The 17,776-nt window shown below is 55.6% G+C and carries 18 protein-coding genes; 7 read left to right on the top strand and 11 right to left on the bottom strand.

Annotated features, from left to right (window positions below; translation table 11 throughout):
• Positions 1–76: 76 nt before the first annotated feature.
• The 6 genes from SIB88_RS09695 to SIB88_RS09670 form a co-directional block, all read right to left on the bottom strand.
• Positions 77–1,165, bottom strand: coding sequence for a succinylglutamate desuccinylase/aspartoacylase family protein (locus tag SIB88_RS09695; RefSeq protein WP_170310300.1), 1,089 nt, complete (start codon positions 1,163–1,165; stop codon positions 77–79).
• A gap of 4 nt (positions 1,166–1,169) precedes the next feature.
• A complete protein-coding gene (gene rimK / locus SIB88_RS09690; protein ID WP_068518209.1) occupies positions 1,170–2,075 on the bottom strand; it encodes a 30S ribosomal protein S6--L-glutamate ligase in 906 nt (301 codons plus the stop codon).
• 136 nt (positions 2,076–2,211) lie between these two features.
• Positions 2,212–2,712 (bottom strand): ATP-dependent zinc protease, encoded by a 501-nt coding sequence (locus tag SIB88_RS09685; RefSeq protein WP_412557945.1) that lies wholly within the window; start codon positions 2,710–2,712, stop codon positions 2,212–2,214.
• 83 nt (positions 2,713–2,795) lie between these two features.
• Positions 2,796–3,584 (bottom strand): HdaA/DnaA family protein, encoded by a 789-nt coding sequence (locus tag SIB88_RS09680; protein ID WP_412557944.1) that lies wholly within the window; start codon positions 3,582–3,584, stop codon positions 2,796–2,798.
• A 7-nt stretch (positions 3,585–3,591) separates the two neighbouring features.
• Positions 3,592–4,689 (bottom strand): AI-2E family transporter, encoded by a 1,098-nt coding sequence (locus SIB88_RS09675; protein WP_412557943.1) that lies wholly within the window; start codon positions 4,687–4,689, stop codon positions 3,592–3,594.
• A 137-nt stretch (positions 4,690–4,826) separates the two neighbouring features.
• Entirely contained in the window at positions 4,827–5,951 is a 1,125-nt protein-coding gene (locus SIB88_RS09670; protein ID WP_228195827.1) for a DUF2066 domain-containing protein, read from the bottom strand.
• A gap of 363 nt (positions 5,952–6,314) precedes the next feature.
• Here SIB88_RS09670 and purM point away from each other — a divergent pair, with 363 nt between their 5' ends.
• The 4 genes from purM to SIB88_RS09650 all read left to right on the top strand — a co-directional run bounded on the left by purM (position 6,315) and on the right by SIB88_RS09650 (position 8,814).
• The gene (gene purM, locus SIB88_RS09665) at positions 6,315–7,388 is read left to right on the top strand and encodes a phosphoribosylformylglycinamidine cyclo-ligase (RefSeq protein ID WP_412557942.1); all 1,074 of its coding nucleotides are present in this window, start codon (positions 6,315–6,317) and stop codon (positions 7,386–7,388) included.
• Positions 7,376–8,050, top strand: coding sequence for a phosphoribosylglycinamide formyltransferase (purN, locus tag SIB88_RS09660; protein ID WP_101247985.1), 675 nt, complete (start codon positions 7,376–7,378; stop codon positions 8,048–8,050). The genes purM and purN overlap by 13 nt, the downstream gene beginning before the upstream one ends.
• Before the next feature lie 146 nt (positions 8,051–8,196).
• Positions 8,197–8,553, top strand: a complete 357-nt coding sequence (locus SIB88_RS09655; RefSeq protein WP_068518215.1) for a hypothetical protein — start codon at positions 8,197–8,199, stop codon at positions 8,551–8,553.
• A 132-nt stretch (positions 8,554–8,685) separates the two neighbouring features.
• The gene (locus SIB88_RS09650; protein ID WP_101247983.1) at positions 8,686–8,814 is read left to right on the top strand and encodes an aa3-type cytochrome c oxidase subunit IV; all 129 of its coding nucleotides are present in this window, start codon (positions 8,686–8,688) and stop codon (positions 8,812–8,814) included.
• Between the two features lie 71 nt (positions 8,815–8,885).
• Here the strand turns inward: SIB88_RS09650 and SIB88_RS09645 are convergent, their stop codons facing one another.
• Complete coding sequence (locus tag SIB88_RS09645) at positions 8,886–9,455, bottom strand: AAA family ATPase (RefSeq protein ID WP_412557941.1); 570 nt, start codon at positions 9,453–9,455, stop codon at positions 8,886–8,888.
• 370 nt (positions 9,456–9,825) lie between these two features.
• Here SIB88_RS09645 and SIB88_RS09640 point away from each other — a divergent pair, with 370 nt between their 5' ends.
• The gene (locus SIB88_RS09640) at positions 9,826–9,963 is read left to right on the top strand and encodes a hypothetical protein (RefSeq protein WP_156480846.1); all 138 of its coding nucleotides are present in this window, start codon (positions 9,826–9,828) and stop codon (positions 9,961–9,963) included.
• Between the two features lie 92 nt (positions 9,964–10,055).
• On the opposite strand, the gene ndk is transcribed toward SIB88_RS09640, so the two are convergent.
• Positions 10,056–10,478, bottom strand: coding sequence for a nucleoside-diphosphate kinase (gene ndk / locus SIB88_RS09635; protein ID WP_068518216.1), 423 nt, complete (start codon positions 10,476–10,478; stop codon positions 10,056–10,058).
• A 425-nt stretch (positions 10,479–10,903) separates the two neighbouring features.
• Between ndk and SIB88_RS09630 the strand changes: the two genes are divergently transcribed.
• Positions 10,904–12,805 carry an ABC-F family ATP-binding cassette domain-containing protein gene (locus SIB88_RS09630; protein WP_114112663.1) on the top strand — a complete coding sequence of 634 codons (1,902 nt, stop codon included), beginning with the start codon at positions 10,904–10,906 and terminating at the stop codon, positions 12,803–12,805.
• Between the two features lie 96 nt (positions 12,806–12,901).
• On the opposite strand, the gene SIB88_RS09625 is transcribed toward SIB88_RS09630, so the two are convergent.
• Complete coding sequence (locus SIB88_RS09625) at positions 12,902–14,863, bottom strand: diguanylate cyclase domain-containing protein (RefSeq protein ID WP_412557940.1); 1,962 nt, start codon at positions 14,861–14,863, stop codon at positions 12,902–12,904.
• A 286-nt stretch (positions 14,864–15,149) separates the two neighbouring features.
• Here SIB88_RS09625 and SIB88_RS09620 point away from each other — a divergent pair, with 286 nt between their 5' ends.
• On the top strand, positions 15,150–15,806 hold the full coding sequence (locus SIB88_RS09620) for a LysE family translocator (protein ID WP_412557939.1): 657 nt from the start codon (positions 15,150–15,152) through the stop codon (positions 15,804–15,806).
• Positions 15,807–16,243: 437 nt separating this feature from the next.
• Here SIB88_RS09620 and SIB88_RS09615 read toward each other — a convergent pair whose 3' ends face one another.
• Complete coding sequence (locus SIB88_RS09615) at positions 16,244–17,044, bottom strand: MetQ/NlpA family ABC transporter substrate-binding protein (protein WP_206927279.1); 801 nt, start codon at positions 17,042–17,044, stop codon at positions 16,244–16,246.
• 57 nt (positions 17,045–17,101) lie between these two features.
• A complete protein-coding gene (locus tag SIB88_RS09610) occupies positions 17,102–17,761 on the bottom strand; it encodes a methionine ABC transporter permease (RefSeq protein ID WP_068518220.1) in 660 nt (219 codons plus the stop codon).
• Between the last annotated feature and the right edge of the window lie 15 nt (positions 17,762–17,776).

Below are 17,776 nucleotides of genomic sequence, written 5' to 3'. Positions count from 1 at the left end.
GGAACAATTCGCCAGTGGCTTAGACGCAGGTCAGACCACCGCATTGACGGAATGGCTGATCGCCAAAAGCCCCGCCCTAGATGATTTCATCCTCATCAAGCAGCGGATCGGATTGCAGGTGGGTTTCGATGGCGTCCATGCGTTCCTGGACTTCTGCCGGGCGTTTGATTGACGCGACATGAAACAGCGCATCGCCCTGATTGACGATCGGCAAATTGGTCCTCCCGATAATCAGGCCATCCTCGCGCGCCAGAACTTCTTCGTCGGTTTGCCCGAACGGATCGGCCACCGCTGCGACAACATCACCGGCATGCACGAATTCACCTGCCAGCTTGAAGGTCCGCAAAATCCCGCCAACCGGCGCACGCAGCCAGTGACTGTTGGACGATTTGAACGATGGCACGCGTGGTGTCCGCACGGTGCGTTCCGATGTCATGCCAAGTTTGCGCATCACACGCAGCACACCTGACACCCCGGCCCGGATCGACATTTCATCAAAACGAAGCCCCTCGCCTGCTTCATATAGCAGGATCGGCACCCCGATTTCACGCGCGGCCTGGCGCAGTGATCCTTCACGCAGCGGACTGGTCAGAATGATCGGCGCGCCAAAGGCCTCGGCATATTCCATGATTTGCGGGTCGTCTTCATTGACCCTGATCTGGGGCAAGTTAACGCGGTTAACCGCGGCCGAATGCAAATCAATCCCGAAATCGGACCGTTCGACAATTTCATGCAGGAAAAGATGCGCAAGCTGTGCGGCAAGCGATCCGCGCGCATGTCCCGGGAAACTGCGGTTAAGGTCGCGACGGTCCGGCAGATATCGGGTGTGGTTCAAAAACCCGAATGCATTGACCAGCGGCACGGCAAGCAACGTGCCGCGCATCCCCTTCAATGCCGGGGATTTCAAGACACGGCGGATCACTTCGACCCCGACAATCTCGTCACCATGCACAGCCCCGCTGACAAACAGAACCGGCCCCGGCCGTTTGCCATGCACGACATTGACGGTCAGATTGACCGGCGTGTGGTTGGACAGAAGCGAGATCGGAATATCGACAATCTTGCGCGTCCCCGGAGCAACCTTTTTCCCGCCAATTTCAAAATCAGGTGTTTTGGGGGCCTTGGGAGTTTTTTCTTTTCCCTTGGTCGATCCGGTTTCGCTCATGCCGTTATCCTTTGCCTTTGGTCCGGACTTTTCCCGGACGGTAATCTTTTTCAAGGAATTCGATAATCATCCCGGCGATATCCTTGCCGGTTGCGCCTTCGATGCCTTCAAGCCCCGGCGATGAATTGACTTCCATCACAACCGGTCCGTGGTTGGAGCGCAAAATATCGACACCACAGACATTTAGCCCCATTGCCTTGGCGGCTTCAACTGCCGTTGCACGTTCCTGGGGGGTAATACGGACCGAACGGGCCGATCCACCGCGATGGATGTTTGACCGGAAATCGCCTTCGGCACCTTTGCGTTCCATGCTGGCGATGACCTTGCCGCCGATCACGAAACAGCGGATGTCGGTATTGCCGGCTTCTTTGATGAATTCCTGAACCATGATGTCGACGCTGGCGCCACGGAATGCCTCGATAACCGATTTGGCGGATTTCTCGGTTTCACCCAGAACCACACCAATGCCCTGGGTTCCTTCCAGAAGCTTGATCACCACAGGCGCACCACCCACGATCTGCAAAACCTCGTCGGTTTTCTTGGGATCATGGGCAAAGGCCGTCACCGGAAGGCCGACACCGCGACGCGACAGAATCTGAAGCGACCGCAACTTGTCGCGCGAACGACCGATCGCAACCGACTCATTAAGCGGATAAACCCCCATCATTTCGAACTGGCGCAATACCGCCAATCCGAATGACGTCACCGACACACCGATACGCGGAATGACTGCGTCATAGCCCAGAAGCTTCTTGCCGCCGTAATAGATTTCCGGCTTGAGCGAGGTAATGTTCATCGTCACCCGCAAGGTGTTGATGATTTCAATCTCGTGCCCACGCGCTTCGGCAGCCTCGACCAACCGTTTGTGGGAGTAAAGATTTGGGTTACGCGCAAGCATCGCGATTTTCATAAAATGAACTCCCGTGGTCGGTCACAATGGCCGTGCAGACGATCAGATGTCGCATGCCCGGTCTTGGAATATTGTCAGAAAGAAAAAACGATCCTGTCGGGAATTTGTTCCGCCACATGATCGTTCTTCTGCGCATCTAACTCTGTTCGGGCTTCCCTGCAAGATAAGATTTCGATGGTTGCACCAAAAATCTTCCTGCCTTCATCGCTGTACGCCCCAAAAGCATGGGAAACCCCATGATTGACCGGTTGGCAAGCGACACTTCAACTTTCAATCTGTGATGCCCGACAACGATATGGGTCGATATAATGAACCGTTCTTCGGCATTTCCGTTCGAAGACCGAATCTCGCGAAGCTCGACCAGCGGGGCCAGGCATTGAATGCGTCCATGCCCGTCTCCGCGATAATGGGGCAACACGAACTGGACGTAATCCTGTCCGTCCCGGGTTACCTGTTTGGGATTAAGTGCATGAAGCGACGATGTCCGCGCCCCTGTATCAACCTTGGCCTTGATCAGCGGAACGTCAAGATCAGGAAGTCCGATCCATTCACGCCAGCCAAGAACATGTCCCCCCGCCACCAGGGCATCGGTGTGGGATTTGAATGACGGTTTTGCTTTAAGTCGTTGTGGGCTCACATGCACAATCCGGTAATTGAAAGTGCCTTGAATATAGCCTGCAAAAGGCTGATCGGCCTATGATTTTAACAGTGCGGGCGAAATTAGTCGGCGCGATCGGTTCCCGATGTCACCTGCATTTCTTCCATCACGCTACGCACAAGCGGCAAGGTCACAGCCCGCTTTTCGGCAAGGGCACGGCGATCAATCGCTGCGACCAGATCGGTCAGTGCGACAAAGGATCTCTCGATCCGGGGCAAAATATAGCTCACGGTTTGCGGTCCGGCCTGAATTTGCCGATCGGCAAACAGTTTAAGAAGAAGACCGACCATCAAATCGTCATCGGGCGGGGAAATCTCGCAGACCAGCGCCGCACCAAGACGGGATTTGAGATCCGGCAGCCCGACATTCCAGCGCGCCGGCGGCTGTGTCGCAGTAAGCAACAAATGCCCGTCCCGTTCCTTGAGCATGTTATAAAGATGGAAACAGGCGGTTTCATCAATGCCGCCATCGGCATCTTCGATCACAAGCCCCCTGGCATCACCCAGCAGCGCGTCGGGATCGCAACCGGCAAGATCGATTGCGGCAACACTCAGTGCAGCAGACCGGGCGCGCCAGACCTCAGCCAGATGGCTTTTGCCACAGCCCCTGGGCCCATAAAGACACAAGGCCGGCACCGGCCATTTCGGCCACAGATCAATCCAGGCCACCGCATCACGATTGCATTGCGCAACCATGAAATCATCGCGCCCCAAAGCCGGACGCAATTCAAGTGCAAGGGGCAATTGCTGCGGGCCGACATCGTGCGCGACACTGTCGCGCTCGGCTGCAAGTTCTGCCTCGGGCACCGGTTTGTCCGTGTGATGGGCCGGGTTGTGTTTCGCCGGGGTCACTGTGGTCTCAATTCTCGCCGTCTTCGATCGCATCACCGCGCGGGTGATCCGGTCCATGATCATATAAACGACTACTGAGATACTGCCTTAAACCGTAACGCACAAGTACGCCGATCACCGCAGCTACCGGAACGGCCAGCATCACACCAAGCAACCCGAACACCGCACCACCGGCCAGCAAGGCAAACATCACCCAGACCGCATGCAGCCCGACCTTGTCACCAACAAGCTTCGGCGTCAGGAAATTGCCCTCAAGAATCTGGCCAACCCCGAACACCAGCGCCACCAGACCAAGATCAAGACCGAACCCGAACTGGGCAATCGCCACCCCCATGCCAACCGCAAACCCGGCGAACATCCCGAAATAGGGCACAAAGGAAACAAGACCGGTCATCAACCCGATGACAAAACCGAATTCAAGCCCGACCAGCGTCAGGCCAAGCCCGTAAAACAGGCCCAGCAACACACAAACCGATGCCTGCCCGCGCACAAAGCCCGCCAGGGTGTCATCAATTTCACGCGCGCACTGGCGGATATCGGTGGCGGAATGCCGGGGCAAATAACTGTCGACCTTGGCAACAATCTTGTCCCAGTCCCGCAGCAAATAGAATGACACAACCGGTGTGATGAACAGCAAACTGATAAAGTTCAAAAGCGCCAGCCCGCCCGACAGCACATTGGTCAGCACATTGCCGATCCATTTCAGCGCATTGGCACTTTGTCCCTTGACCGCATCAGACACACTTTGCAGGGTCTCGGGGGCCACCCGGTCCAGCACATGCTGAAGATAGGGCGCAACATTGGTGCGTAACGCATCGACATAACCCGGCAACCGTTCAAGGAACCCGGCAAGCTGGCTTCCGATCATCGGAACAATCAGCAACAGCACCAGAATGAAAACCAGGAAAAACAGCACCGTGATGATGCTGGTCGCGACCGTGCGGCTGGCGCCGCGCGCCTCAAGCTTGTCTGCCAGCGGATCCAGGAAATAGGCAATCGCCATCCCGGCAACAAACGGCAGAAGGATGCTTGAAAACAGCCACACCAGAAAGAAGAATCCGACAATGAAAATAAGCCAGAAACGTGCCTGTTGCCGTAATGTCATGTCCGGGTTCCCCTTTGTTGCCAGACTCCCGAAGGACGCCGATAAGACGCCCGAACCGGCCACTGACGATCAATATCGCGGACCGCCAATTTGCGGACAGTCGATATCGCGGACTGGCCGGTGTCACGGGTTTATGACTAGCCGCCGATCGACAAGCCCTGCAAGCGGTCCGATCCGGTCGGCTGGATGAACCACAATTCCCCCATCCGCGTCAGGTTCAGGTTCTGCTGATTAAGTGCAGTCTGAAGCTGACTGGTTGACCCGACAAAGTCGAGTGACAGTTGCACTTCACGGCGCGACATCGCGACAACGCGCGAATTGCGCACCACCGGAAGACCGATCAGCTTGTCTTCGATCTTGGCCCAGTCCTGAAGCCCGGTAATCGGAATAAACACCATCAGGCTGCCGCCCGTGCTGTAATTGATCAGGTTGGCCCGTTTCCAGCCATCGGCAAGCTGATCCTGAACCGCCTTGGCCGCACGGACCAACGTTTCATTAAGCGTCTCGTCAGGCAGGGTGTTTTCCTGAACACCAAATACCTGCGGGCCGCTATTGGGATCATAGCGGGTGACCGTCACATCAACGGTTTCCGCCCCCGTCGCCCCACTGACATCGGCACTGGCAACAACGGCAACATCCGCACCATAACGTTTGGCCAATGCCGCCAGACGTTCCATCGATCCGTTTTCGGCCTGTTCGGCGGACACGGTCCCGATATCGGTCAGATCACCAATCGGTGCCTTGATCGGCACCAGACCCGATGTGGCAACATTGCGTGCCCAGACATCGCGCCACGGGTTGGGATCATCCCACAAGGTGACATAGCCCGATGTGCGGTAAACCGGCACAATCATCACCGGCTTGGATTGCAGTTCGGCAAAGGAAATGTCGCGGAACCGCAAAAAGCGCCGCAACTCGTCATCCTTGAACCGCACGGTCATGTCCGCGATATAGCGAACCGATGACGTCTTTTCATTCGACACCCCGAAATCGCGCACCATATTGGTGATTTCCGAGCCCGCCGGCATCTGCAATCCGGCGCGATCTTCCGGCAGGGTCAAACGCGCAATCACTTCTTCGAATGCCTTGCGCTGGCCGATCTCGAGTGCCTTTTCACGGGCGGCGGCGGCTGTTTCCGCACTTTCATCAACGTGAACACCGGTCACGGTGAAAATGTCCTGCGCAAAAGCCGGAAAAGCCATCAGCGCAGAAACCGTAACAGCGCCAGCCAACATCTTGATGTTTTTCAATGAAGTAAGCACGTATGCCTCGTTGCCCTAATCGTGTCTTGTCGAATTATTTTGCAATCGCCCTTGTGGCATGTTGCACGCATTCTGGAAAGAAAACTCTGTCATGCGCAGGTGATCATTGCATATTGTCCGCGTTTGAGTATTTTCGCCCCAGCGGAAATTATCAAGCCCGCGTTTTTTATCAGTAGGACTGGCGGACATTCCTGCAACTGATTAAAGGCGTCAGTAAGGCGGATTGGTCAAACAGCAGCATATTTGCTGCGGCCCGGCCCGCAAATGCCCAGTGAACGTCGCTTGGAAGTCGGTACGTATTGATGAAAAACGCGGGTTGCCCCGCTGTTTTTTCATGCATGCGCGAAGCCAAGGATCACCCAAATGACCGCCTCCAAAGGCCTTACCTATAAGGACTCCGGTGTCGATATTGATGCCGGAAATGCCCTTGTCGATCGAATCAAACCGCTTGCAAAAGCAACCTCGCGGTCCGGTGTTTCCGGCGGGCTTGGCGGTTTTGGTGCCCTTTTTGACCTCAAAGCGGCCGGCTACAACGATCCGGTTCTGGTTTCCTGCACCGATGGTGTCGGCACCAAGCTTAAGGTCGCCTTCCTCGCCGACAAACATGACACGGTTGGCATCGATCTGGTCGCCATGAGCGTCAATGACCTGGTCGTTCAGGGTGCCGAGCCGCTTCTGTTCCTCGATTACTTTGCAACCGGCAAACTGTCGGTCGACAATGCCGCCGATGTGGTTGCCGGCATTGCCGAGGGCTGCAAACAGGCTGGCTGTGCGCTGATTGGCGGGGAAACCGCCGAAATGCCGGGCATGTATTCGGATGGCGAATATGACCTTGCCGGTTTTGCCGTCGGTGCGGCCGAACGTGGTGAACTTCTTGATGGCAGCAACGTTGCCGAAGGCGACGTGATCCTTGGTCTGGCATCAAGCGGTGTTCATTCCAACGGTTATTCGCTGGTCCGCAAGGTTGTCGACAAGGCAGGCCTTGGCTATTCCGACGAATCCCCGTTCGCACCGGGCAAAACCGTTGGCGAGGCCCTGCTTGAACCGACCAAAATTTATGTCAAAAGCTGCCTGGCAGCGCACAAGGCCGGGATGGTCAAGGCCCTTGCCCACATTACCGGTGGCGGCCTGACCGAAAACGTTCCGCGTGTTCTTCCCGAAAACCTGACCGCTGTCTTTGATGCCAGCACCTGGGAATTCCTGCCGATCTTCAAATGGCTCGCAGCCGAGGGCGGCATTCCCGCCGTCGAAATGGCGCGGACCTTTAACTGCGGCATCGGCATGTGCGTCGTGGTTCCGGCTGACAAGGCGGATGCGGCCGAAGCACTGCTGCGTGAACATGGTGAAACCGTCAGTCAGATCGGTGTTATCGGCCCGCGCGCCGGTGATGGCCCGCAGGTCGTCATCAAGAACATGGGCCCTGCATGGGAAAAGTAAGCAAATTGAAACTCGCCGTTCTGGTCTCAGGCGGCGGGTCCAACCTGCAAGCCATCATTGATGCCTGCAATACGCCCGACTACCCGGCCGAAATCGTTCTGGTTTTCTCAAACCAGCTTGATGCCGGCGGGCTGGAACGCGGGCGCAAGGCCGGTATCCGGTCTGAGGCAATCTCGCACAAAGGCTATCCGGGCGGACGCGAAGCCTATGACACCGCCGTCAGTGCCCTGATCGAAGAAAGCGGTGCGGATCTTGTGGTTCTGGCTGGCTACCTGCGACTGGTCAGTGAAAGCTTTGTCACCCGCTGGAAAGACAAGCTGATCAATATTCACCCGTCGCTTCTGCCAAGCTTCAAGGGCCTGCATGTGCATCAGGCTGCCCTGGATGCCGGGGTCAAATTTGCCGGTTGCACCGTGCATTATGTCGTCCCCGAAGTCGATAGCGGCCCGATCATTGCCCAGGCCGTTGTCCCGGTGCTTCCGGGGGACGATGCCGGCAAACTGGCCCAGCGTATCCTCAAACAGGAACACCGCATCTATCCGCAGGTCATCCGCTGGATCGCCGAAGGCCGCGTTTCGGTTGATGACAAAGGCATCGTAACGGTTGCCGATGCCAAACCCGCCGAGTTTGCGGAAATCAATCCGGCGATTGAACCGGCTTGAAAGAACCTTTGGCGCAGATTGCGCAGGCTGATTTAAGGGCGGCTTGATCCGCCCTTTTTTTCATGGCGGCATCTTGCGCCCATCCGGTTTCAGACCAGATTACGCAAACGGTTTTCCATCCGTTTCCCCTGGTCCAAAGGCCCATCATGAACAAAACCATCCGCAACATCGTCCTTGGCGTCATGCTTGCAACCTTTATCGCACCGATCGGTCTGGCGATCACTGAAAGCCACGCCCAGAACGCAAACTGGCGTGCAACCAAATGCGCACTTTATCAAACCCATCGGGATGATATCCGGGCACAAATGCCCGCAAACGCCACCAGTACTGCCTTTGACGATCAGGAAGACGAATTTGTCGCATCGGGCTGCACGGCACGCGCCTATGTCTGCCCGCAAAACCGGGCCGAACTCGAATATGCCAATCTGATGTCTGTCGTGATGATGAACGAAGGGGCCACCGGGTCGTTTCTGCCCTTTGCCTGCAAGGAAACCGGCAGATAGGACGCAGATAGGACGATGTGATCCTGTCCACACCCTTGGCCAAAGGGATGATATCCCCGGTTAATCTTACCCTTGCCCGCGCTCTACCTTGCGGATATACATTGGAAAAATCCCAAAACCCAGGAGGTAGATTTGCAGGGTAACGATTACGAACTGACCGAAACCCATGTTGCCATCTATGAAGGCTTCACCAGCTTTGTCAAATGGTCGACCATTTCGGTTATTGCCATTCTGATCCTGATGGCGATCTTCCTGCTGTGATCTGCCAAATGGCAGAACCGGAAATGTAAAAAGCTGCCGTTGACCGGCAGCTTTTTTGTTTCTTGAGGCGCTTAAATCGTATCGGTGTCATAGGTGATGACGTCAAATCCCTCTGCCGCAATTGGTGGCTGAAACGCCGCACAGATTTGATGGAACTGAGCGTCACTGGCAGCAAATTGGTGTTCACCCGCCTGATTGCGAGCGTGCAGGCGCTGTTTGCAGATGTCTTCGTCCAGATCAAGGAAGTGCAATTTATGCCCTGCCCCGACCTCTTCATAAATGCCGCGCATCCAGCCACGTAGCGCGCGCGTGTTGGCCGGGAAATCCAGCACGACCGAAAGACCAGACATCAGCAACATGCTGACATGCGGCCCCATGACGTCACGCAGTTTTCGCGACGCACGGACATAATCCGACACTGTGTGCATCTGATCGCCAAACAGAACGGATAACCATTCATCTTCGGCAATCAGAACCGTTCCCGGTTTGCGCGCCAGTTCGGCGGCAAGCGTCGATTTCCCCGATGCAATTTTCCCGCATAACATATGCAGCACCGGTTGCCCTACCAATGCATGGGCCAATCCATGGGCCGATGCATGGGCCGGTGACCTTCGATCTTGATCTGATGTGGATAATGACATTGCGATCTCCCTGTTGGAAATGCCGGGAGACAGACACAAAAAAACCCGCCTCACGCGGCGGGTGGTTTCATTTGGTCAAAATGTCACAACCCCGCCATCCTGTGAATGGCGGTAAAAATTCGTGCAGAACTGGTTACAACATTTTCCATGGCCTGATCATGGCATGGTCACCCAATGCTGTCCAGCACGCCGCGTCGCACAAAAAGACACAAATACAAAACTTATTCACCCATAGGTTAAATATCGGTAAGATCAATCTGTTGTCCTGATACGGATCCGGACCGCACCGGATGCAAAGGGCGATCCGAACGCCCACAGCACCACAACCCTGAAATCCGAAACAATCGGACCCGCAATTGGGGAGGAAACAATGCAAGGAAGCGACTACGACGTCGAACTGGTCAAAATCCACGAAGCAGGCTGGCACCATTGGACCAAGTTCGTTTTGTGGAGCATTATCTCCATCTCTGTTTTGCTGCTGTTAATGGCAGCTTTCCTGATCGATTAACCGCGCCGTTCTGTCACACAGACACAAAAAAAACGCCCCGCAATCTGCGGGGCGTTTTGATGCCGGATGAACCGGAATTCTGTATTCTAAGCTTAGCCGACGATTTCGGTCTGAGCGAAGAAGTAAGCAATTTCGATTGCAGCGTTTTCGAGCGAGTCCGAACCATGGACCGAGTTCGCTTCGATGGATTCTGCAAACTGCTTACGGATGGTGCCTTCCTCGGCGTTTGCCGGGTTGGTTGCACCCATAACTTCGCGGTAGGTCGCGACAGCGTTTTCGCCTTCCAGAACCTGGACGACGACCGGGCCGGAGACCATGAAGTCTACCAGCTCACCGAAGAACGAACGTTCTTTGTGAACTGCATAGAAACCTTCAGCCTGAGCGCGGGTCAGAGCGACGCGCTTCTGTGCGACAATGCGCAGGCCAGCTTCTTCGATGACGGCGTTGATTTTGCCGGTCAGGTTGCGGCGCGTTGCGTCCGGCTTGATGATCGAAAGAGTGCGTTCGACAGCCATTGGTTTCACCTAGCTACTTTAAAAATTTCGTTACCCCCCAAGAGGGCTTCCAAAAGGGCCTGCGGAACATAAAGGAGCCATACATAAGCACTCCCTTATCATCCACAGACCCAAAGGTTGGCGCTATATAAACGGGGTTGAAGCGCAACGCAACAGATAGTTCTGCCCGCGCAATACAGACTTGCAGTAGCTGCATTGACCTCAAAACCATCACGAAAATGCGCAAAAACGCATAAAACTGCGATTTTCCCGTCGGTTACTTTGTCACCCCCGGCCGCCAATTTCCGCCGGTTACAGTTTCAAGAAACCTTGCTTCAAATCGTACTCTGCCCTATTGAAAGCACAGAAATCCTTGCGATTCCCCCGGATCAAGGCGGGAAAGACCGGGAAACCCGATACCCAAGATCAAGAGAACGACCGATAAAATGCTGCAAATTACCGATCTCACCTATCGTATTGGTGGCCGTGTCATTCTTGACCAGGTTTCCCTGACCATTCCCGATGGCCACAAGGTCGGCCTGATTGGCCGCAACGGGGCGGGTAAATCCACCCTTTTGAAACTGATTTCCGGTGAACTGGCCACCGATGGCGGCGACATTCGCCTGTCCAAGCGGGCGCGCATGGGGGTTGTCTCCCAGGAAGCCCCGGCAGGCAGCCGTTCGCTGATTGAAACTGTTCTGGCTGCGGATACCGAACGCGCCAGCCTGCTTGAAGAAGCCGAAACAACCACCGATCCCCATCGCATTGCCGAAGTCCACACCCGTCTTGCCGATATTGATGCCCATACCGCCGAGGCACGCGCGGCATCGATCCTTTCGGGTCTGGGCTTTGATGCCGATGCCCAGCAACGCCCGTGTGATGATTTTTCCGGCGGCTGGCGGATGCGTGTCGCACTTGCCGCGACCCTGTTCCTTCGCCCGGACCTGCTGCTGCTGGATGAACCGACCAACCACCTTGATCTCGAAGCCACCATCTGGCTTGAAAACTATCTGATCAACTATCCCGGCACGATCATCCTGATCAGCCATGATCGTGATCTTTTGAATCGCGCGGTCAAATCGATTGCCCATCTGCATGACGGCACCGTCACGCTGTATGGCGGCAACTATGACAAGTTTGCCAAGACACGGCGCGAACAGATGGAACTGGCTTCCAAACAATATGAAAAGCAGATCGCCCAGCAAAAGCATCTGCAATCCTTCATCGACCGCTTCCGCGCGAAGGCCAGCAAGGCCAAACAGGCGCAAAGCCGTGTCAAGATGCTTGAAAAAATGGGGCCTGCGATCCCGGTGGTCGAAGACCGCGGCATTACCTTTGACTTCCCAAGTCCCAAGGAACTGCCACCGCCCCTGATCAATATCCATAATGGCGAAGTTGGCTATGAACCGGGCAAACCGGTATTGCGCAATATCAGCCTGCGCATTGATATGGATGACCGCATTGCTCTTCTGGGTGCCAACGGCAACGGTAAATCGACCCTGGCGAAATTGCTCTCGGACCGGCTTGAACTGATGGCCGGTGAAAAGACCGCCTCAAGCAAACTGCGCATCGGCTATTTTGCCCAGCATCAGACCGACGAACTGATCGGTGAACAGACCCCCTATCAGCATATGGCGGCCCTGATGCCCGATGCGATCGAAAGCAAGGTGCGCGCGCAACTTGGCCGCTTTGCCTTCGAAGGGGACAAGGGCGACACCAAGGTCAAAGACCTTTCGGGTGGCGAAAAGGCACGTTTGCTGTTTGCGCTGATGACCCTTGATGCACCGCATATGCTGATCCTTGATGAACCGACCAACCATCTTGATATCGACAGCCGCGATGCGCTGAACCATGCGCTTAACGCCTATGAAGGTGCCGTAATCATCATCAGCCACGATCCCTATCTGATCGAAGCCTGTGCCGATCGTCTGGTTCTGGTGGCCGATGGTACGGTAACCGCCTTTGACGGCGACGTATCGGAATATCGCCAGTATCTTCTCGATCGTGCGCGTGCCGAACGCCGGGCCAACAAGGCCGGCGAAGACGATGCCAATGGCAAGGACGCCAAACGCGACCGCAAAGCCGAACGCCAGCAGGCCGCCGAAAAACGCAAGGCCGCCGCCCCGGTCAAACGCGCGATCGAAAAGCTCGAATCCCAGATGGAAAAATTGTCCGCGCGCAAGGCCGCAATCGAAACCGAAATGGCCGACCCCAAACTTTATGAGGCCGCCAATGGCCAGAAGCTCGGCGACCTTCAAATGGAACTGGGCAAGATCGAAAGCCAGCTTGGCGACATCGAAATGCAGTGGATGGAAAAGCAGGAAGAATACGAAACGCTTGTTGCGTAACCTTTGTGGGTCACCCTCACATCCCAAGCCAAACCAAAAAAGACAGGCTCTATCAGCCTGTCTTTTTGTTTAATCCCGGCATTGTCCGCTGATGGCTTAATGCAGTGCCCTTGCCGCGTCACTGCCCTTTGCCTTGCGCACGCGCTTTTGCTGATACATTTTTTCATCGGCAAATCCGATCAGCGCGATCGTTTCGTTGCAATCCCCGGGATAGACAGCAATCCCGATGCTGGCCCCGACCGTGATGCTAAGGGCATCAATCTCAATCGGGCGCTGGATCGATGCCGCGATTTTCTGGGCCACCCATTCGGCTTCATCACGTCCGTTCACCGCATCGGCAATCACCGCAAATTCATCCCCGCCCAGTCGGGCAACCGTATCGCCCTGACGCACGGTATTCTTGATGCGTTCACCGACCTTGCGCAGGACCTGATCGCCGATTTCGTGCCCATAACGGTCATTGACCGGTTTGAAACCATCCAGATCAATATAAAGAAGCCCGATCGAATGGCCTTCGTTTTCCGCATGACCACAAGCAACTTCAAGCCGGTCTTCAAACAGCAACCGGTTGGGCAACCCGGTCAGGGCATCATGATTGGCCTGGCGCCACAATTCCTGTGCGTTTTCCATGTGGCGTGAAATGTCAAAACCCATCTCGACGAAATTGACATCCGATGTTGTCGGATCGGTAATCGCGCTAACCACGACATTGGAATAAAAGAAATCCCCGCTTTTGCGGCGATTGCGCACTTCGCCTTCCCAGGTGCCATTGGCACGCGCCGCCATCAGGATCTCGTCGAGTGCCTCGGCATTTTCGCGCTGGGCACGCAGGAATGATAACGGCTTTCCGATTGCCTCGTTTGGCAAATATCCGGTCATCGCGGTAAAGCCCGGATTGACCTTAAGGATCGTGCCCGTGTCATCGGCGACAACCACACTGTTTTTTGATGCCCGCAGAACCTGTTCGGATAAGCGCGCGTCAAAGCTTGCAACGATCTGGTTCTGACGGGTCCAGGCATAGGCCGCACTGCCGATCGCAATCAGGAAAATGAACGCGGTCGAAACAATCGTCAGCGTGTCACGTTCGGGCGACAGCAACTGTTCAAGCACGTCATTGGGCAACCGTGCCCCGACATACAGGTTCAGCCGGCTGCTTTTTTCCTGATCACTGCCAAAGATCACCGACAGGGACCGGTTGGAATTGCGGGCCAGAAGAAGATCGGAAACATCAAGCCGCTGGACCGAATAGAAACCGCTATCAACCCGGAAACTTTGCAATCCCAGTTGCATGCTTTCCCAGGCCTTCGGGTAACGGTCACCGATCACCGCGGGCATCCCGGTCAGTTCCTCGGCCCAGTTTTCGCCCGGCTTGCCGCCCAGCATCCAGCCGCCATCGCCATCCAGAACAAACGGCTCTGCCCCGTCAAGTTTCAGCGACTTGACCACTTCTTCAAGTGTCGATGCCGCCCGAAGGTTCAAGACCACAACGCCATGGCGTTCCCCGAACCGGTCAAAGACCGGTGCCGACAGCCGGATAACCGGCTTGATCGGCTTTTCGATCTGGCCAAACTCCTCGTTCAGATCGACACCCGATATATAGATCGTCCCGCGCGGCGCATTGCGGGCCAGCTGGAAATAGGGTCGTTCGCTTTTGTTCTGAAGTTCGCGTCTGGGCACGGCAAACGGAATGCCGCTGCCGTAATTGACGCGCACGATTTCCATACCGTCATTGTCAAGCAGCCTGATCTGGTCATAAATCCCCCGCCGCAGCGAAAAGACCGCAAACTCGTCCGCCACCTGATCAAGACTGGCCGTTCCGGCGATCACCGCATCGATCTGCTGGCTTTCTGACAGGATCAAAAGATCGGAAACCACGATATCGATGCGTTCGCGCAATACTGATATCGACTTTTCCAGTGCATAACGCTGATCATCAGAAATGACCTTTTCGCGCACGGCACTGCCTTCCCATGACAGCAACCCGACGACAGCCAGGAACACGGCACTCAGCGGTGCGAAACACACCAGAAATGACTTCACATGACCGAATCTGATCATCGCTTTCCCGCTGTTTGATGAACCATTTTCCAAGCCATTTCTGGCTGGCACCGTTATGGAAACCCTATTCATAACAATGATTTCAACAAATCATAACGCATCAACCGGCATTCGCATACCGCTTGTCGGGTTGATCACACGATATTGTCTCCATGCCCCGGCACCCTGACGCCACAATCGCGCAATGACGATACCGCGCATTGGCCAATCATCCTGACATGATCCTGTCAGCAGCCCCCTGCTACCTTTCCCCCATCACAACCTTTATTCATCAGGCAAGGCCCCCATGACACTCATGACACCCATGACTTATGTTGAAAACCTCTGGCTCTTTTTCGTTCTGCTGTCGGGCATCATTATCGTGCCTGGCATGGACATGTTTTTTGTCATTGCCAATGCGCTGACCGGCGGGCGGCGTGCCGGGCTTTCGGCCACCGCCGGCATCATGCTGGGCGGTGTTTATCACACCCTGCTTGGCGCGATTGGCATCAGCGCCCTTCTGGCGATTGCGCCATGGCTTTTGAATGTCATGCTGTTTGCCGGTGCGGCCTATATGATCTGGATTGGTGTAACCCTGATCAAAAGTGCCATCACGGTCGGGGCCATCCGGGCAGCCAGACCGTCTTCACTCTGGATCGCCTTTCGCCAGGGCATGATTACCTGCATGCTCAATCCCAAGGCCTATTTGTTTATTTTCGCCGTCTACCCGCAATTCATCCGTCCGCAATACGGACCACTTTGGTCACAGGCACTGGTAATGGGGATCATGACGGCGGCGGTCCAGCTTGCTGTCTATGGCGCACTCGCATTTGCGGCGGGCACAAGCCGCACGCTGATCACCGGCAACCCGACCGCAACCATCTTCATCGGTCGCGCCGCCGGGGCATTATTCATCGGCGTCGCCCTTCTGACCGCCTGGCAGGGCGCAATGACCCTGAACTGAACTGAAATGAACTGAACTGAACTGAACTGGGCTGGGCTGGACTGAACCAAGCCGTGCCGGACATCCCAAGCTTGCAGGCTGAACTGAAAGGCATCGGGCCGATCCTAGTCCGTGTCCGAGTGCGGGTCAGGCTGGGATCGGACTCAAGAGAGCTGAAGCACGCCTAAATGGGCAGAAATGGATATAAACACCCTAAACTGGCCGAAGCCCTGACGCCGCACTCCAAATCACCGTCCCTGCCCTTCCCCGACCGATCCAGCCGTGGTCTGTCGTAAGTCATCCTGATCAGAGATAAGACAGGATGATGTCAAATGACATGTAGACCGGACGACGCGATCCGGTACGGATCACGCGGATGGTTAGAACGTAAAACACCCGCGAACCGGATTGGCGCGCGGGTGTTTTGACTATTCAGCCAGATTTAATAATCAGGCTGATTATTCAGTAATTTTAAAGACCGGAAGCACCGAACCTTCGTATTTGGTTTCGATGAACTGACGGATCGCATCATCGTGATAGGATTCAACCAGGGTTTTGACCCACGGTGCGTCCTTGTCCTGGGTGCGGGTGACGATCACGTTGGCATACGGGCTGTCATTGCCTTCGATCGCGATCGAATCCTTGATCGGGTTCAGACCGGCTTCAAGCGCGTAGTTGGTGTTGATCGCCGAGGCATCAAGATCCGCCAGCGAACGCGGCAACTGTGCTGCGTCCAGTTCGACAAAGCGAATGTTTTTCGGGTTTTCAATCACGTCAAGCGGGCTGACAACCAGACCGACAGACGGATCAACCTTGATCAAGCCCTGTGCCTGCAGCACCAGAAGCGCACGACCGCCATTGGTCGGGTCATTCGGGATACCGATTTCGGCACCGTCTTCAAGCTCGTCCAGGCTTTTGATCTTGTCGGAATAAATGCCCATCGGGGTCAGGATGTTGTAACCGACAACGGCCAGGTCATAGCCACGATCCTTGATCTGGTTGTCCAGATACGGCTTGTGCTGGAAGCTGTTGGCCTGAAGGTCGCCATCATCAAGCGCCTGGTTCGGAATGACATAATCCGAGAAGCTGACGATTTCGATATCAAGGCCCTTGGTCGCCGCAACCTTGACGACTTCTTCCATGACTTCTTCATGCGCACCCGGGGTAACGCCGATTTTGATTTTTTCGTTGGCAAGTGCCTGACCGGTCAGGGCCGATGCCAGAACGGCCGCAGCCGTCAGTTTAAGCAGAAACCGCATTGTAAAAACTCCTTGTTTTCGCTGTTTTTTGCGGGAATTTCAAAATATGAGGGTTCCTCATATATTCCGTTTGTCGGCTTTGCGCGCCATCCAGTCGCCGGAGCTTTGGACCGCCTGCACAACCACAATCAGGGTAATCACCACAGCCGCCATCACATCGGGGCGGAACCGCTGATAGCCATACCGAATGCCAAGATCACCAAGACCACCGGCACCAACCGCACCGACCATCGCCGAATACCCGATCAGGGTGACAGCGGTCAGGGTCAGGCCATGAATAATGCCGGGCAAGGCTTCGGGCAGAAGCACCTTGGTCACGACCTGAACCGGGCGGGCGCCCATGGCCTGGGCAGCTTCGATCAGGCCGCTATCGACTTCGCGAATGGCGCCTTCGATGATGCGTGCGATGAACGGGATCGCCGCCACGGTCAGCGGGACAATCGCCGCAGATGTGCCGATCGAGGTGCCGACGACAAACCGGGTAAACGGAATGATCGCAACGGCCAGAATGATGAAGGGCACGGAACGGGTCGCATTGACGATCGGGCCAAAGATGCGCTGGAACCAAAGGGCTTCAAACAGCTCCCCCCGGCCGGACGTCGCCAGAAGCACGCCAAGCGGCAACCCCATCGAGGTGCCAAGCGCCAAGGCAGCCGCCACCATATAAAGGGTTTCGCCGGTTGCCTGAAGCAAGATCGGTGCGAGTGTTGAAAACATGATTAACCCTCCTGC

It is taken from the genome of Thalassospira sp. MIT121401 (assembly GCF_047125595.1).
GTDB lineage: Bacteria > Pseudomonadota > Alphaproteobacteria > Rhodospirillales > Thalassospiraceae > Thalassospira > Thalassospira povalilytica.
This window is presented reverse-complemented; position numbering and strand designations above follow the sequence as displayed.

Bases quoted from the DNA above. Each gene is read 5' to 3' on its own strand.
- SIB88_RS09695 (WP_170310300.1), bottom strand. From the start codon at position 1,165: ATGAGCGAAACCGGATCGACCAAGGGAAAAGAAAAAACTCCCAAGGCC.
- rimK (WP_068518209.1), bottom strand. From the start codon at position 2,075: ATGAAAATCGCGATGCTTGCGCGTAACCCAAATCTTTACTCCCACAAA.
- SIB88_RS09675 (WP_412557943.1), bottom strand. From the start codon at position 4,689: ATGACATTACGGCAACAGGCACGTTTCTGGCTTATTTTCATTGTCGGA.
- purM (WP_412557942.1), top strand. From the start codon at position 6,315: ATGACCGCCTCCAAAGGCCTTACCTATAAGGACTCCGGTGTCGATATT.
- purN (WP_101247985.1), top strand. From the start codon at position 7,376: ATGGGAAAAGTAAGCAAATTGAAACTCGCCGTTCTGGTCTCAGGCGGC.
- SIB88_RS09655 (WP_068518215.1), top strand. From the start codon at position 8,197: ATGAACAAAACCATCCGCAACATCGTCCTTGGCGTCATGCTTGCAACC.
- SIB88_RS09645 (WP_412557941.1), bottom strand. From the start codon at position 9,455: ATGTCATTATCCACATCAGATCAAGATCGAAGGTCACCGGCCCATGCA.
- SIB88_RS09640 (WP_156480846.1), top strand. From the start codon at position 9,826: ATGCAAGGAAGCGACTACGACGTCGAACTGGTCAAAATCCACGAAGCA.
- ndk (WP_068518216.1), bottom strand. From the start codon at position 10,478: ATGGCTGTCGAACGCACTCTTTCGATCATCAAGCCGGACGCAACGCGC.
- SIB88_RS09630 (WP_114112663.1), top strand. From the start codon at position 10,904: ATGCTGCAAATTACCGATCTCACCTATCGTATTGGTGGCCGTGTCATT.
- SIB88_RS09625 (WP_412557940.1), bottom strand. From the start codon at position 14,863: ATGATCAGATTCGGTCATGTGAAGTCATTTCTGGTGTGTTTCGCACCG.
- SIB88_RS09620 (WP_412557939.1), top strand. From the start codon at position 15,150: ATGACACTCATGACACCCATGACTTATGTTGAAAACCTCTGGCTCTTT.
- SIB88_RS09615 (WP_206927279.1), bottom strand. From the start codon at position 17,044: ATGCGGTTTCTGCTTAAACTGACGGCTGCGGCCGTTCTGGCATCGGCC.
- SIB88_RS09610 (WP_068518220.1), bottom strand. From the start codon at position 17,761: ATGTTTTCAACACTCGCACCGATCTTGCTTCAGGCAACCGGCGAAACC.